Origin of the sequence: Pararhizobium sp. LjRoot235, assembly GCF_964254145.1 — a bacterium.
In the GTDB taxonomy this organism is placed as follows: domain Bacteria; phylum Pseudomonadota; class Alphaproteobacteria; order Rhizobiales; family Rhizobiaceae; genus Pararhizobium.
This window is the reverse complement of the sequence record NZ_CAXUSP020000001.1, coordinates 941,426-954,278: the sequence shown is the minus strand read 5'-3', so window position 1 is coordinate 954,278 and position 12,853 is coordinate 941,426. Positions and strand designations below refer to the sequence as shown.

The 12,853-nt window shown below is 60.8% G+C and carries 14 protein-coding genes; 9 read left to right on the top strand and 5 right to left on the bottom strand.

The annotated features are described in order from the left end of the window. Window positions 1-5: 5 nt before the first annotated feature. Entirely contained in the window at window positions 6-179 is a 174-nt protein-coding gene (locus ACSQ2Z_RS04470; protein WP_436080096.1) for a YdcH family protein, read from the bottom strand. 208 nt (window positions 180-387) lie between these two features. Between ACSQ2Z_RS04470 and ACSQ2Z_RS04465 the strand changes: the two genes are divergently transcribed. The 5 genes from ACSQ2Z_RS04465 (at window position 388) to ACSQ2Z_RS04445 (ending at window position 3,284) form a co-directional block, all read left to right on the top strand. Further along, on the top strand, window positions 388-591 hold the full coding sequence (locus tag ACSQ2Z_RS04465; RefSeq protein ID WP_018327895.1) for a YdcH family protein: 204 nt from the start codon (window positions 388-390) through the stop codon (window positions 589-591). A 106-nt stretch (window positions 592-697) separates the two neighbouring features. Further along, complete coding sequence (gene purE, locus ACSQ2Z_RS04460) at window positions 698-1,162, top strand: 5-(carboxyamino)imidazole ribonucleotide mutase (protein ID WP_037120781.1); 465 nt, start codon at window positions 698-700, stop codon at window positions 1,160-1,162. Beyond that, entirely contained in the window at window positions 1,159-2,208 is a 1,050-nt protein-coding gene (locus ACSQ2Z_RS04455) for a 5-(carboxyamino)imidazole ribonucleotide synthase (RefSeq protein ID WP_436080095.1), read from the top strand. The genes purE and ACSQ2Z_RS04455 overlap by 4 nt, the downstream gene beginning before the upstream one ends. A 184-nt stretch (window positions 2,209-2,392) precedes the next feature. Next, complete coding sequence (gene ykgO, locus ACSQ2Z_RS04450; RefSeq protein ID WP_034855034.1) at window positions 2,393-2,518, top strand: type B 50S ribosomal protein L36; 126 nt, start codon at window positions 2,393-2,395, stop codon at window positions 2,516-2,518. 172 nt (window positions 2,519-2,690) lie between these two features. After that, the gene (locus tag ACSQ2Z_RS04445) at window positions 2,691-3,284 is read left to right on the top strand and encodes a hypothetical protein (protein WP_436080094.1); all 594 of its coding nucleotides are present in this window, start codon (window positions 2,691-2,693) and stop codon (window positions 3,282-3,284) included. Window positions 3,285-3,498: 214 nt separating this feature from the next. Here ACSQ2Z_RS04445 and pyk read toward each other — a convergent pair whose 3' ends face one another. Together pyk and ACSQ2Z_RS04435 are read right to left on the bottom strand one after the other, a co-directional pair. Continuing rightward, entirely contained in the window at window positions 3,499-4,938 is a 1,440-nt protein-coding gene (pyk, locus tag ACSQ2Z_RS04440; protein WP_436080093.1) for a pyruvate kinase, read from the bottom strand. Further along, a complete protein-coding gene (locus ACSQ2Z_RS04435) occupies window positions 4,938-5,321 on the bottom strand; it encodes a DUF1036 domain-containing protein (RefSeq protein ID WP_083926021.1) in 384 nt (127 codons plus the stop codon). Before ACSQ2Z_RS04435 ends, pyk begins: the two co-directional genes overlap by 1 nt. 285 nt (window positions 5,322-5,606) lie before the next feature. Between ACSQ2Z_RS04435 and ACSQ2Z_RS04430 the strand changes: the two genes are divergently transcribed. From ACSQ2Z_RS04430 to ACSQ2Z_RS04420, 3 genes are all read left to right on the top strand, one after another. Then, on the top strand, window positions 5,607-6,401 hold the full coding sequence (locus ACSQ2Z_RS04430; RefSeq protein ID WP_436080092.1) for an N-formylglutamate amidohydrolase: 795 nt from the start codon (window positions 5,607-5,609) through the stop codon (window positions 6,399-6,401). A gap of 22 nt (window positions 6,402-6,423) precedes the next feature. After that, complete coding sequence (locus tag ACSQ2Z_RS04425; RefSeq protein WP_436080091.1) at window positions 6,424-6,729, top strand: DUF1244 domain-containing protein; 306 nt, start codon at window positions 6,424-6,426, stop codon at window positions 6,727-6,729. Between the two features lie 117 nt (window positions 6,730-6,846). Then, on the top strand, window positions 6,847-7,110 hold the full coding sequence (locus ACSQ2Z_RS04420) for a DUF2312 domain-containing protein (RefSeq protein ID WP_436080090.1): 264 nt from the start codon (window positions 6,847-6,849) through the stop codon (window positions 7,108-7,110). Window positions 7,111-7,183: 73 nt separating this feature from the next. Here the strand turns inward: ACSQ2Z_RS04420 and ACSQ2Z_RS04415 are convergent, their stop codons facing one another. Then, window positions 7,184-9,043: a DUF882 domain-containing protein gene (locus ACSQ2Z_RS04415; protein WP_436080089.1), complete on the bottom strand. Its 1,860-nt coding sequence runs from the start codon at window positions 9,041-9,043 to the stop codon at window positions 7,184-7,186. Between the two features lie 183 nt (window positions 9,044-9,226). Further along, window positions 9,227-10,774 carry a sigma-54-dependent transcriptional regulator gene (locus ACSQ2Z_RS04410; RefSeq protein ID WP_436080088.1) on the bottom strand — a complete coding sequence of 516 codons (1,548 nt, stop codon included), beginning with the start codon at window positions 10,772-10,774 and terminating at the stop codon, window positions 9,227-9,229. Window positions 10,775-10,978: 204 nt separating this feature from the next. Here ACSQ2Z_RS04410 and ACSQ2Z_RS04405 point away from each other — a divergent pair, with 204 nt between their 5' ends. Further along, entirely contained in the window at window positions 10,979-12,838 is a 1,860-nt protein-coding gene (locus ACSQ2Z_RS04405; RefSeq protein ID WP_436080087.1) for a M3 family oligoendopeptidase, read from the top strand. The last annotated feature ends 15 nt before the right edge of the window (window positions 12,839-12,853 follow it).

Below are 12,853 nucleotides of genomic sequence, written 5' to 3'. Positions count from 1 at the left end.
CCTAATTAGTGAGAGGAAGACCGAATCTTTTCGATTTCGTCTTTCAAGCGCAGCTTCCGACGCTTGATGTCGGCGATGTGCTGGTCCTCGACCGAGGGCTGCAGGAGAGCAGTGTGGAGCTCCTGCTCCAGAACACCATGTTTTTTCTCAAGCGTTGCAAGATGAGCCTCAATGGTCATGTGGCAGTCCCTTCCTTTTGCTTGCACCCGGCGGGCGAATGCCGGATGTTCGACGTTAACCGAGTTAATGTGCCATGCTATTTTTCATTTGTCGAAGGCGAAATCGTGGCGAAGGATAACTTCCCGTTACCAACAATTCTGTGCTAGAGCGACGCTCGATTTGATGCGGATAGCAGACGATGCTGCCGGCTCCGACGGGGAACAGTGCATGCCAGATCAGGATCAGGCCGAACTCAGACTAAGCGTAGCGCGGCTGAGGCAGGAACATGAAGATTACGACGTTGCGATCAATGCCATGATCCAGACGGGCTGCGATGCCCTGCGCATACAGCGGATGAAGAAGAAGAAGCTGATCATCAAAGACAAGATCACCAAGATCGAGGATCAGATCATTCCCGACATTATCGCCTGAACCGGCGGCGTGTTTGAGCGAACGCGCTCCGGCTTTAGAATTCGGCCTTGTAACAACCGGAACGAACACCGTGACGAAAGCATCCCCCCCTCCCGTCGCCATCATCATGGGAAGCCAGTCCGACTGGGAGACGATGAAGAATGCCGCCGATACGCTCGACGCCCTCGACATCGCCTATGATGCCCGCATCGTTTCGGCACACCGCACGGTGGACCGGTTGATCAATTTTGCCCGGGGCGCCCGCGACGAAGGCTTCAAGGTGATCATTGCCGGTGCCGGCGGTGCTGCCCATCTGCCCGGAATGACGGCGGCGATGACGCCGCTTCCGGTATTTGGTGTTCCCGTTCAGTCCAAGGCGCTCTCCGGCCAGGACAGCCTTCTTTCGATCGTCCAGATGCCGGCCGGCATCCCTGTCGGCACCCTGGCGATCGGTCGCGCCGGCGCCGTCAATGCAGCCCTTCTTGCCGCGGCCGTCCTGGCACTCAGCGATCCGGATCTCGCCGACCGTCTCGACGACTGGCGCGAACAGCAGAGTGCTGCGGTTGCCGAATACCCCGTGGATCAGGCATGAGAACGATCGGCATCATCGGCGGCGGCCAGCTCGGCCGCATGCTCGCCATGGCGGCAGCCCGGCTCAACTTTCGCACCATCATCCTCGAGCCGCAGCCCGACTGTCCCGCCGCCCAGGTGGCCAACGGCCAGATCGTCGCGAATTATGACGACGAGGCGGCACTGGCGAAACTCGCGGAAGCCTGCGACCTCGTCACCTATGAATTCGAGAATGTCCCGGTCGCCGCAGCAGATCTGCTTGCGCGCTCGCTGCCGGTTTACCCCCCGCCCAGGGCGTTGGAAGTGTCGCAGGACCGGGTAGCGGAAAAACAGTTCCTCAACGACTGCGGCATCGCGACCGCCCGGTTTCACGCCATCGACAGCCAGGATGAGCTCGAACAGGCGCTTGCCGATTTTTCCGGCATTGGCATTCTGAAGACCCGCCGTCTCGGCTATGACGGCAAGGGCCAGCGCGTCTTCCGCGGCGCGAGCGACGCCGCAACTGGCGCCTACATGGCGCTCGGCGACGTGCCGCTCATCCTCGAAAGCTTCGTTGCCTTCGACCGGGAGATTTCGATCATTGCCGCGCGCGGCACCGATGGCTCGATCGCCTGCTTCGACCCGGCGGAGAACATCCACCGCCACGGTATCCTTCATACTTCCACGGTTCCAGCCTCAGTCGGTGAAACAACCGCAGCGGCGGCCCGCACCGCAGCCGGCGCCATCCTTGAGGCGCTCAGCTATGTCGGCGTCATCGGCGTGGAATTCTTCGTGCTTTCCGATGGAACGCCAATCGTCAACGAAATCGCACCCCGCGTCCACAATTCCGGCCACTGGACGGAAGCCGCCTGTGTCGTCTCGCAGTTCGAGCAGCATATCCGCGCGGTCACCGGCTTGGCTTTATCGGACGGGGCCCGGCACTCCGATTGCATGATGCAGAACCTGATCGGCGACGACATCAACGACGTCCCGGACTGGCTCGCCAAGCCGAACGCTCTGATCCATCTCTATGGCAAATCCGAAGCCCGACCCGGCCGCAAGATGGGCCATGTCACCTGGCTGATTTGAGAGTTTAACCCACAGAAAAGCCGAAAGCCGGCGTTAAAACCGGCTCTCTGTGGTTGACACGTTTGCGATGCCGGGTTATTTGCCTGCCACCCTAAGAGCGCGCTCGGCCCGAACGGTCTGCAAGCGCGCTTTTGATTGTTAAAGACCGGCGAATTCGGATTCGCCGAAACTGCGGATCAGAAAAATGAAGATCAAAAATTCGCTCAAGTCGCTGAAGGCTCGCCATCGCGAAAACCGTCTGGTGCGCCGCAAGGGCCGCGTCTACATCATCAACAAGCTGAACCCGCGCTTCAAGGCCCGTCAGGGCTGATCCATTCTGCGAACGGGAAACGGACGTTTCCGGCCCGTTCATGAATGGAATGAAAGCGCTTGAGCCTTCCTCTGCGGAGAAACCGGGCTCGGACGGTTCATCGAATTGATACCTCAAATTTGATTTTGATCTTCGGCCATGGCGGACTACCTTATCTGCCATGGTTAAACTTATGTCTTCTAGTCTGATTCTCGTGATCGCGCTTTCGGCGTCGGTCACTGGCGCACCCTCTCTTCTCGCAGCGGACACCGCACCGGCTTCGGCGACATCGGAACTGACGACGCCGAAGCAGCGGCTGGACGCGCTTTTTGCCGATCTGAAACGGGAACGCGACCCCGAAAAGGCGCGTGAAATCTCCGATCGCATCCGTGTCGAATGGCAGGATTCCGGCAGCGCCTCCGTCAATCTCCTGATGCAATGGGCGACAAAAGCGCTCGAGGCTGATCGCAAGGCAACCGCGCTCGATATCTTCGATCAGGTCATTTATCTCTCGCCACAATATGTCGAGGGCTGGAACCAGCGCGCGACGCTGCACTACCGGATGGGCAACTATCGGAAGTCCATGTCCGACATCAACCAGGTGCTGGCGATCGAGCCCCGGCATTTCGGCGCACTCGCCGGCATGGCGTCTATCCTCACCGCAGCCGGCAAGGACGAACTGGCGCTGAGGGCGTGGGAGCAGTTTCTCGAAATCTACCCTGCCGATCGTCAGGCGCAGGAGCAGCTCGGCAACCTCGAAGAAAAGTTCGCCGGCAATCGCACATAAGTCTGCGCCGGCGAAACCGCCGGTCGCTCTTTCTCGTATCGGACGGTATTGAACTGTCAGATCAGTTGCGCATGCGCACAAACCGCGCGAGAGAGACAGTGATGTATTAACTGGCGGTACGGGCGGCGGCGCGGATAGCCAGCGACAAGACCGAATGAAAAACGCCGCGCTTCCAGCCGGAAGCGCGGCGCCCCAAGAAGGCATGCTGTCAGATTCAGACGCCGCTCAGGCCATCCGAGCCGATATAGGCGATGCGCAGCATATTGGTCGCGCCCGGCGTCCCCAACGGCACGCCCGCCGAGATGATGATGCGGTCGCCCGGCTTGCCGAACCCTTCGGTCGCGACGATGCGGCAGGCGCGGTTGACCATGTCGTCAAGATCGGTCGCGTCCCTGGTGACGACGCTGTGCAGACCCCAGACAACAGACAGACGGCGCGCGGTCTGGATGACCGGCGAAAGCGCGATCACCGGAACCTGCGGACGCTCGCGCGCCGTGCGCAGACCCGTATTGCCCGAGGAGGTGTAACAGACGATCGCCGACAGTTTCAGCGTCTCGGCGATCTGGTGGGCGGCAAGCGAAATCGCATCCGCGCCGGTCGCTTCCGGCGGCGTGCGCTGCGCGTAGATGATACCCGGATAGTGCGGGTCGAGTTCGACCTTGCTGGCGATCGACGCCATGGTCGACACGGCTTCGACCGGATATTCGCCGGAGGCGGATTCGGCCGACAGCATGACGGCATCGGCGCCTTCGAAGACGGCGGTGGCAACGTCCGACACTTCGGCGCGGGTCGGGACCGGCGCGGAGATCATCGATTCCAGCATCTGCGTTGCAACAACGACCGGCTTGCCGGCACGGCGGCAGGCGCGGATCAACTGCTTCTGCAGGCCCGGGACCGCTTCCAGCGGCATTTCGACACCAAGGTCGCCGCGCGCAACCATCAGGGCGTCGGAGAGTTCGATAATCTCGTCGATCCGCTCGATCGCCTGCGGCTTCTCGATCTTCGACATCAGGCCGACGCGACCGCGCGAGACCTTGCGGACCTCGGAGAGATCTTCCGGGCGCTGAATGAACGACAGGGCAACCCAGTCGACTTCGTCCGTCTCGAGCACGGCATCCAGATCGGCCCTGTCCTTCTCGGTCAGTGCACCGACGCCGAGCAGCGTGTCGGGCAGGCTCACGCCCTTGCGGTCGGAAATCTTGGTGCCGGCGACAACGGTGCAGACGATGCTCTTGCCGTCAGACTTGTCGGCGCGCAGATGCAACTTGCCGTCATCGATCAGCAGCCGGTGACCCGGCTGGACGGCTTCGAGAATTTCTGGATGCGGCAGGAAGACACGCGTGTTGTCACCCGGTTCGTCCTTGTTGTCGAGCGTGAACGTCTGGCCCGGAACGAGATCGACCTTGCCATCCGCAAACTTGCCAACGCGCAGCTTCGGACCCTGAAGGTCGGCAAGAATTCCGATCGGGCGGCCGCAGCGCTGCTCGACATTGCGGATACGCTTGATCAGCGTGCGCATCATGTCATGGCTGGCATGGCTCATGTTGATCCGGAAAAGATCAGCGCCCGCCTCATGCAGCTTCTGGATCATCTCTTCTTCGTTGGATGCAGGTCCAAGCGTCGCGAGGATTTTGACTTTTCTATTCCGCTTCATCAGTTGTGGCTTTCCTGGGTCCCTGGAGTATCGGACAACTGAACCATCCAGCTCCCCTGACGCCCCGTGTCATATTCCTTGAACCCCATCCGCTGGAAACCGCGCGCGAAGCAATCCTGCACGCCGGTGATCTTGAACTCGTTTTCGGCGACGCACATGTTGACGCCACCCGTCCAACGACCGCCGCGGGCCGCATCCTCAGCGTAGAGGTAATAGTACCGTGATTGAAGTTCACCCTGGATCAGGGTGGCGCAGGTGGTCGCAGGAACCTGCCACCACCCTTCCGTGATCCAGCCTTCCTTGGCCCGGTAGCCGATGGCCACACCCACGAGATTCTGGGTGCCGTTGCAGACCCGGAACTCGGCCCGCGCTTCGCTCGCCATCAGAACCGGCGAGAACGCCGCCAGAATGAAGAGAATACCGGCACTCAAGGACCAGTTCCGGACGTTCAGCCTGGAAAGAGGATATCTGGACACGGTTTCCAATGGGTCTCCATTGTGATTTGTCGTGGCACTTTCTTGCGACGGTAGGCCGGGAAAGTCAACGCGACTCTAATCGATTATATTAGGCTTTCTGTTGACTGAAATGTCACAAAATCCCCTTCACCTTGCGATAAGCGCCGCAGCATGCCATCAAATTTCGTCAATCATGAATCGAGTTGATACTGCATGCGGGAAACATCACCGTTCGAGATCATTGAGGGTAACAATGCCGCCGGTCTGGTGCTCCTGGCGGATCATGCCACCAATCGGCTGCCGCCGGAATATGGCAGGCTTGGTCTTCCCGAAGGCGCCTTCGAACGGCACATCGCCTACGATATCGGCGTCGAGGCGCTGGTCCGCCGGCTCGCCGCCCGGCTCGACGTTCCCGCCGTCCTTAGCTGCTTTTCGCGGCTGTTGATCGATCCGAATCGCGGCGAGGACGATCCGACGCTGATCATGAAGATATCGGACGGCGCTATCGTCCCCGGCAATCATCCCATCTCATCGGACGAATGGGAACGTCGTCTCAACCGCTTTCACCGGCCCTATCATCGCGCCGTCTCGGAAACCATCGCTGCGGTCGGCTCGACAAGCGGCACGGCGCCGCTGGTGATTTCCCTTCATTCCTATACGCCCGCATGGAAGGGCGTGCCCCGCCCCTGGCATGCCGCCGTCCTCTGGGACAACGATCCGCGGGCGATCGTCCCGCTGATCGAGACGCTGGAGGCTTCCGGCGATGTCCTTGTCGGCAACAACGAGCCCTACGACGGCGCCCTGCGTGGCGATACGATGTTCCGTCACTGCATGGAACCCGGCCTCGCCCACGCACTGATCGAGGTCCGGCAGGATCTGATCGGCAACGACACCGGCGTGGCGGAATGGGATGATCGGCTTGGGCCGATCCTCGCCAGCCTGAACGAACGCCCTGAATTGCACGAATTCAGGCGATATCCTTCCCGCACTGGGCCTTATGCATTCTAAAAAATGGCTGAAAGAGACGACGATGACCGATTTGACGCCACAACAGCAGCTGGAATTCGAAGCAGCCGCCTTCCGCCGCCTCATCGCCCATCTGCGCCAACGCACCGACGTCCAGAACATCGACCTGATGAACCTTGCCGGTTTCTGCCGCAACTGCCTGTCCAACTGGTATCGCGACGCCGCCATTGCCGCCGGCGTGCCGATGGATAAAGACCAGTCCCGCGAGATCGTCTACGGCATGCCTTATGACGAATGGCGGTCGCTTCACCAGAAGGAAGCTTCCAGCGAACAGAAGGCCGCCTTCGAGGTGAACAAGCCCAAGGAATAGCAGACGTTGCTGAAAGCCGCGAAATCGGTGCGGCGTTACGCAATGTCACTTGACCTTGAAGCGACTTCGCGGCAGGTCACAGCCTCGCAAATTCAGTCCCCCAACAAGGAGAAAACCATGTCGGATGCCCACGGCGTCGCTCGCGATCAGCTTCGCTCTTTCATCGAGCGGATCGAACGGCTGGAAGAAGAAAAGAAGACTATCGCAGACGACATCAAGGATGTGTACGGCGAGGCAAAGGGAACCGGCTTCGATACGAAGATCCTGAAAAAAGTCATCGCTATCCGCAAGCAGGACAAGGACGAGCGCATGGAGCAGGAAGCCATCCTCGATACCTACCTCGCAGCGCTCGGCATGATCGACGCGCCGGCAGCCGCATAAGCGGCGCCCCGCAACCAACAAAAAACCCGCCATTCCGGCGGGTTTTTTCGTGACCTATCCGTGATGGATCAGATCAGTTCGTGCTGAACTTCTTCACTTCCAGGAAATTGACCGCACTTCCGCTGAACCGTGCCGTATCTACGGAACCGGCTTCGTTCGAGAAACCGGCCGAATAGACCGTCGTCGGCGAAGCCCGCAGCGTCTTGCTGACGAAGCGCGGCGCCTTCACCGGCTTGGACAAGGTCGCCATGCGGGCGTTCGACAGCGCCCAGTTGGAAATGATCTGCTGGGTCAGCTTCGGTTCGGTGCGGACCGAAGAACGGGTCGCGGCATCGGCCTCCTGCTTGTTTGGACGCTTGCCCTTGGCGGGTGCCTCTGCAGTCGCATCGAAGACATCCTCGAAGATCGCGGCGCGCGTTTCGGCGCCCGACGGCGGCACGTAGGCCGCCAGCTCAATCGGCCGCTCCTGCGGCGTCGGCTGTGCAAGCGCCACACGTGTCTGTGCCTCGGCAACGGCTTCAACCGGTTGCTCCGCCTCGGCCACTGCCTGCGGCTGCTCAACCCGTTCGGCAAAGGACGGCACCACGACATTGGCGTCGGCCACGGCCATCAGGGAGGCTTCGTCTGCCGGGCGCATGGCCGGCACAGGCACAAAACCAAGCGCTGCGACATCCTCACCCAGCACCGCGGCATTCGGATCGGTCGAGGCCATCAGCATGTCGCTGCCGGCATCGCCATTCAAGCCGCGCTTGCCAAGCATCTGCGGCACGGGAATCTTGTAGCCGTTCAGATCGGCATATTCGCCTTCGGTTGCGGCCGGTTCAGGCAGAGCCGCGGCCCAGGCCTCCTGCGCCGCTTCCTTGGTCGGAGCAACGAGCGCCGTCTGGACGCCCGCGTCTGCCGGTACATCCTTGAAGGCCGGTCTTGCGCCTGGCACCGGCGCGGCCACTTCTTTCTCCGGGGCCTGTTCCGAGCCATCGACGCCGGGAAGAGCCTGCTCAGCCTCGGCAACGGCGACCTCAGTCACCTTGGCCTTGGCGGCCGGCTGCTCGTTCGCACCTTCCAGCTCGCCGCTGGCAATTGCATTCGGTTCTTCATCCTCATCGCCACCGCCAAACAGCATGGCGAAGAGGTTGCCCTTGCGTTTCGTATCCTTGTCGCCCGGTCCCTTGGCACCGCCGCCAGCCACTTCAATGGCGCTGGCGCCGACCCGGCGCTTGTAATCGGCCACGGCCAGTTCATAACCCGGCAGCGGCTTGCCGTCAGCCGGCATGTGCATCGTCTTGCCGTCGGGGAAGAGGCGCGCAAGTTCGCCGCGGCTCATGCGCGGCCAGGCGCGAACGCCGCCGACATCCATGTGCACGAAAGGCGAACCCGAGGTGGGGTAATAGCCGACGCCGCCGACCTGGAACTTCATGCCGATTTCGCGCAGATTCTTGAGCTTGACGTCGGGCAGGTAGAAATCCATTGCCTTGCCGAGCATATGCTGGCTCTTTTTGGCCACGCCCTTGGAGCGCGACCGCAGCATGCCGTTGGTGGCCGGCGAGCGGTAGGCGGAAACCACGTGGATATAGTCGTGCGAGCCGCTCTTCTGGTAGACCTCCCAGACAAGATCGAGAAGGCGCGGGTCCATCTTCGTCGGCTCGTTGCGGCGCCAGTCGCGCAAGAAGCGATTGATCTGCTGCAGCCCCTTGGCGTCATAGCGGCCATTGCGCTTGAACGTGATCGAAGCCTTTTCCTGGGTATGGATGAAATAGAGTTTGAGTGTGCGGGTCTGGCCGGCCGCCTCGACCGGCGGGGCCATGCCTGGCGTGACCATCGAGGCCGCGATCAGAAGCGATGCAAGGATACGTGGTGCCTTTCGGGCTGCCGCGGCGCACAAACTGGCTATCACGGAGCCGTTAGGCTTCTTGAATCCGAACAAATTTTGCAAACTCAATCCCCGTCCGGCGGACAAAGCGTCCCGTGCTGCTCTGATGACTTTCAATTGCGGTCACAGCATGGCAAATCTGCCACAGTCATCGGTTATCCTTATAATATAGTGAATGGATCACTAACAAGGTCTAAACGACAACAGCCAAATACGACGGATCGTTATGCTTTGTTATCCCTCGTTTTATGCGGCCTCGCTGAAAGGATCGTCCGGGTTAATGCCATAATCCTTGAGTTTACGGTACAATGTCGACCTTCCGATTCCCAGTTTTCGGGCCACTTGGCTCATTTGCCCGCGGTAGAACTTGAGCGCAAAACGAATCAGTTCCTCTTCCACTTCGGCCAGCTTGCGCACATTTCCGCCATCATCGACGCTTGCAATCGCGTTTTCAGGCGGCTGATCCGCACCGGCATTTCGCGCCTCGGCCTTCTCGGCGGCGGCGAAATGCGGATAGATCGACGGCGGGTATTCGGCATCGACGACCGGCAGTCTTGAAGGCCCGGTCTCTTCCCAGGTGAAGCCTGACTTCTCGGCGACGACATAGCCGGGGATTTGCGTGGCGATCTGCGGGAAATCCTTGACTGTCAGTTCCGACCCTTCGGCAAGCACGACCGCCCGGAAGATGGCGTTTTCCAACTGGCGGATGTTGCCGGGCCAGTCATAGGCGGTGAGCAGTGCCAACGCACCGCTTGAAACCGTCAGCGGCGCCGCAAGCCGCTGTTCCAGCGCGAAACGCTCGACAAAGGTGCGCACCAGAACCGGAATGTCTTCCTTGCGCTTGCGCAGTGCCGGCATGGCGATGGGGAAGACGTTCAGCCGGTAATACAGGTCTTCGCGGAAGCGGCCTTCGCGCACTTCGTTGATGAGGTCCTTGTTGGTCGCCGAGATCAGCCGGACATTCACCTTTTGCGGATGGCGCGCGCCGATCGTCTCGATCTCGCCCTGCTGCACCGCGCGCAAGAGCTTTACCTGGACCTCGACAGGCAGGTCGCCGATCTCGTCGAGGAACAGCGTGCCGCCATCGGCATCGGCGAACTTGCCGGAGTGTTTTTCCGTGGCGCCGGTAAAGGCGCCCTTTTCATGGCCGAAGAGGATGCTTTCGACCAGATTGTGCGGGATAGCGCCGCAATTGACGGTGACGAAGGGCTTGCTGGCGCGCTCGCTGGCGTGCTGGATGGCGCGGGCGACCATTTCCTTGCCGACACCGGATTCACCTTCGAGCACGATCGGAATATTCGACTGCGCGGCGCGGCGCGCGAGATCGAGCACCCGGATCATGGCAGGGCTTGCCGAAACCACATCATCGAAACCAACGGCACCGCTGCGCGATCGCTTCGTGGCGCGGCCGCGATTTTCGCGGTGGTCCATCTTGAGCGCGTTGGTGATCGCAACGCTGAGGCGTTCGGGCGAAACCGGCTTGACGACGAAATCGAAGGCGCCGGCCTGCATGGCGAGAACGACGGTCTCAATGCCGCCCTGTCCCGTTTGCACGATGACCGGCGTATCGATGCCGCGCTCGGCGATCGCTTCGAGGAACCCATGACCGTTCATTTCGGGCATCATCAGATCGAGCAGAATGACGCTGATCAGACCGCGCTTGCGCTCTAGCAGATCCAGACCGCTGCGACCGTTGTCGGCCAGATGAGCGACATGGCCAAGACGTTCGATCATGTTCGTCAGCAGGCGGCGCTGGACCGGATCATCGTCGATGACGAGAATTTGGGATGTCATGAAGGCCTCCTGCTCTCTGATAGAACCAAAACGACACCTCATGTGCCGCATCGTGAGAAGCATTCGTGCCACAAAGGGCTGAAAATCGTCTTTTGAGAAATGCTTGCATTTTAACCATTGCCGACGTTAGGTCAGGGGCCCATATCCGCCCTCTGCTTCGCCACCCGAATCCGGGGCCGCACCCGTTGAAAAGAGTGAACGCCCATGCACCATCTTCCGTCGTTCCGGACATCTCACCGCATCGTCCATGCCACCGCTTCAGGGGCCGCGGACGCAGCGCAACTGAGCGACCTGCCGTCCTGGAAACTGGAGGATCTCTATCCATCGGCAACGTCGCAGGAATACCTCGGCGACCTGGATAAGGCCGAGGCCGCGACGAAGGCTTTCGAAGCAAAATGGAAGGGCAGGCTGGCGGATGCTGCAACACGGACCGGTGACGAGGGCATCGGCGCGGCTGTGCGCGAATATGAGGCGCTGGAGGACCTGATGGGCAAGATCGGCTCCTTTGCCGGCCTCACCTATTTCTCCGACACGTCCAATCCGGCCCACGGAAAGCTCTACGGTGATGCCCAGTCGAAGCTGACGGATTTGGCGAGCCATCTCCTGTTCTTCTCGCTGGAATTGAACCGGATCGACGATGCCGTCATCGATGCCGCGGTCGAAATCGATACGCTGGCGGGCCACTACAAGCCGTGGATCGTCGATCTGCGCATGGACAAGCCCTACCAGCTCGACGACAAGCTGGAGCAACTCTTCCTCGAAAAATCGATGACCGGCGCCAGCGCCTTCAACCGCCTGTTCGACGAGACGATGGCGTCGCTGACATTCAATATCGACGGTGAGGACCGGCCACTCGAAGTGACACTCAGCATGCTGCAGGAGGCCGACCCGGCCGTCCGGAAAAAGGCAGCCGAGGCATTGACCAAGACCTTCAAGGCCAACATCCGCACCTTCACGCTGATCACCAACACGCTCGCCAAGGACAAGGAAATCTCCGATCGCTGGCGCGGTTTCAAGGATATCGCCGACAGCCGCCATCTGGCGAACCGGGTCGAGCGCGACGTGGTCGATGCGCTAGCCGCTGCCGTGAAGGACGCCTATCCGCGCCTCTCGCACCGCTATTATGCGATGAAGGCGAAGTGGCTCGGCATGGAACAGATGGAATTCTGGGATCGCAATGCACCGCTGCCGGAAACGCCGACCTCGCTCATTCCCTGGGCTGATGCCAAGGAAACCGTGCTGTCCGCCTATCGCGGTTTTGAACCGGAAATGGCGGATATCGCCGGCCGCTTCTTCGACGGCGGCTGGATCGATGCGCCGGTTCGCCCGGGCAAGGCGCCCGGCGCCTTCGCACATCCGACCGTGCCTTCGGCGCATCCGTATGTGCTGGTCAACTACATGGGCAAGCCGCGGGACGTGATGACGCTCGCCCATGAGCTCGGGCACGGCGTGCATCAGGTTCTCGCCGGCGCTCAGGGCGCCCTGATGGCCTCGACACCGTTGACGCTCGCAGAAACCGCCTCCGTCTTCGGCGAAATGCTGACCTTCCGCGCCCTTCTCGACAAGACGAAGGACAAGCGCGAGCGCAAGGCCATGCTCGCCCAGAAGGTCGAGGACATGATCAATACGGTCGTGCGCCAGATCGCCTTCTACGAATTCGAGCGCAAGATCCACACCGCCCGCAGACAAGGCGAACTGACCGCCGACGACATTGGTGAACTCTGGCTGTCCGTTCAGGCGGAAAGCCTTGGACCGGCGATCCGGATTTCGGAGGGTTACGAGACCTATTGGGCCTATATCCCCCACTTCATTCATTCACCCTTCTATGTCTACGCCTATGCCTTCGGAGATTGCCTGGTAAACTCGCTTTACGCCGTTTACCAGAAGGCCGAAACCGGCTTCCAGCAAAAGTATTTCGAGATGCTCAAGGCCGGCGGCACCAAGCATCACGCCGAACTGCTCGCCCCCTTTGGCCTCGACGCCACCGATCCGTCGTTCTGGGCACAGGGCCTGTCGATGCTGGAGGGGCTGATCGACGAGCTTGAGGCGCTTGATAGGGCCTAAGTTCTGGGCGGATGC

What these genes read in the sequence shown, in the direction of transcription:
- ACSQ2Z_RS04470 (WP_436080096.1), bottom strand. Translation starts at nt 179, where the DNA reads ATGACCATTGAGGCTCATCTTGCAACGCTTGAGAAAAAACATGGTGTT.
- ACSQ2Z_RS04465 (WP_018327895.1), top strand. Translation starts at nt 388, where the DNA reads ATGCCAGATCAGGATCAGGCCGAACTCAGACTAAGCGTAGCGCGGCTG.
- purE (WP_037120781.1), top strand. Translation starts at nt 698, where the DNA reads ATGGGAAGCCAGTCCGACTGGGAGACGATGAAGAATGCCGCCGATACG.
- ACSQ2Z_RS04455 (WP_436080095.1), top strand. Translation starts at nt 1,159, where the DNA reads ATGAGAACGATCGGCATCATCGGCGGCGGCCAGCTCGGCCGCATGCTC.
- ykgO (WP_034855034.1), top strand. Translation starts at nt 2,393, where the DNA reads ATGAAGATCAAAAATTCGCTCAAGTCGCTGAAGGCTCGCCATCGCGAA.
- ACSQ2Z_RS04445 (WP_436080094.1), top strand. Translation starts at nt 2,691, where the DNA reads ATGTCTTCTAGTCTGATTCTCGTGATCGCGCTTTCGGCGTCGGTCACT.
- pyk (WP_436080093.1), bottom strand. Translation starts at nt 4,938, where the DNA reads ATGAAGCGGAATAGAAAAGTCAAAATCCTCGCGACGCTTGGACCTGCA.
- ACSQ2Z_RS04435 (WP_083926021.1), bottom strand. Translation starts at nt 5,321, where the DNA reads ATGGCGAGCGAAGCGCGGGCCGAGTTCCGGGTCTGCAACGGCACCCAG.
- ACSQ2Z_RS04430 (WP_436080092.1), top strand. Translation starts at nt 5,607, where the DNA reads ATGCGGGAAACATCACCGTTCGAGATCATTGAGGGTAACAATGCCGCC.
- ACSQ2Z_RS04425 (WP_436080091.1), top strand. Translation starts at nt 6,424, where the DNA reads ATGACCGATTTGACGCCACAACAGCAGCTGGAATTCGAAGCAGCCGCC.
- ACSQ2Z_RS04420 (WP_436080090.1), top strand. Translation starts at nt 6,847, where the DNA reads ATGTCGGATGCCCACGGCGTCGCTCGCGATCAGCTTCGCTCTTTCATC.
- ACSQ2Z_RS04410 (WP_436080088.1), bottom strand. Translation starts at nt 10,774, where the DNA reads ATGACATCCCAAATTCTCGTCATCGACGATGATCCGGTCCAGCGCCGC.
- ACSQ2Z_RS04405 (WP_436080087.1), top strand. Translation starts at nt 10,979, where the DNA reads ATGCACCATCTTCCGTCGTTCCGGACATCTCACCGCATCGTCCATGCC.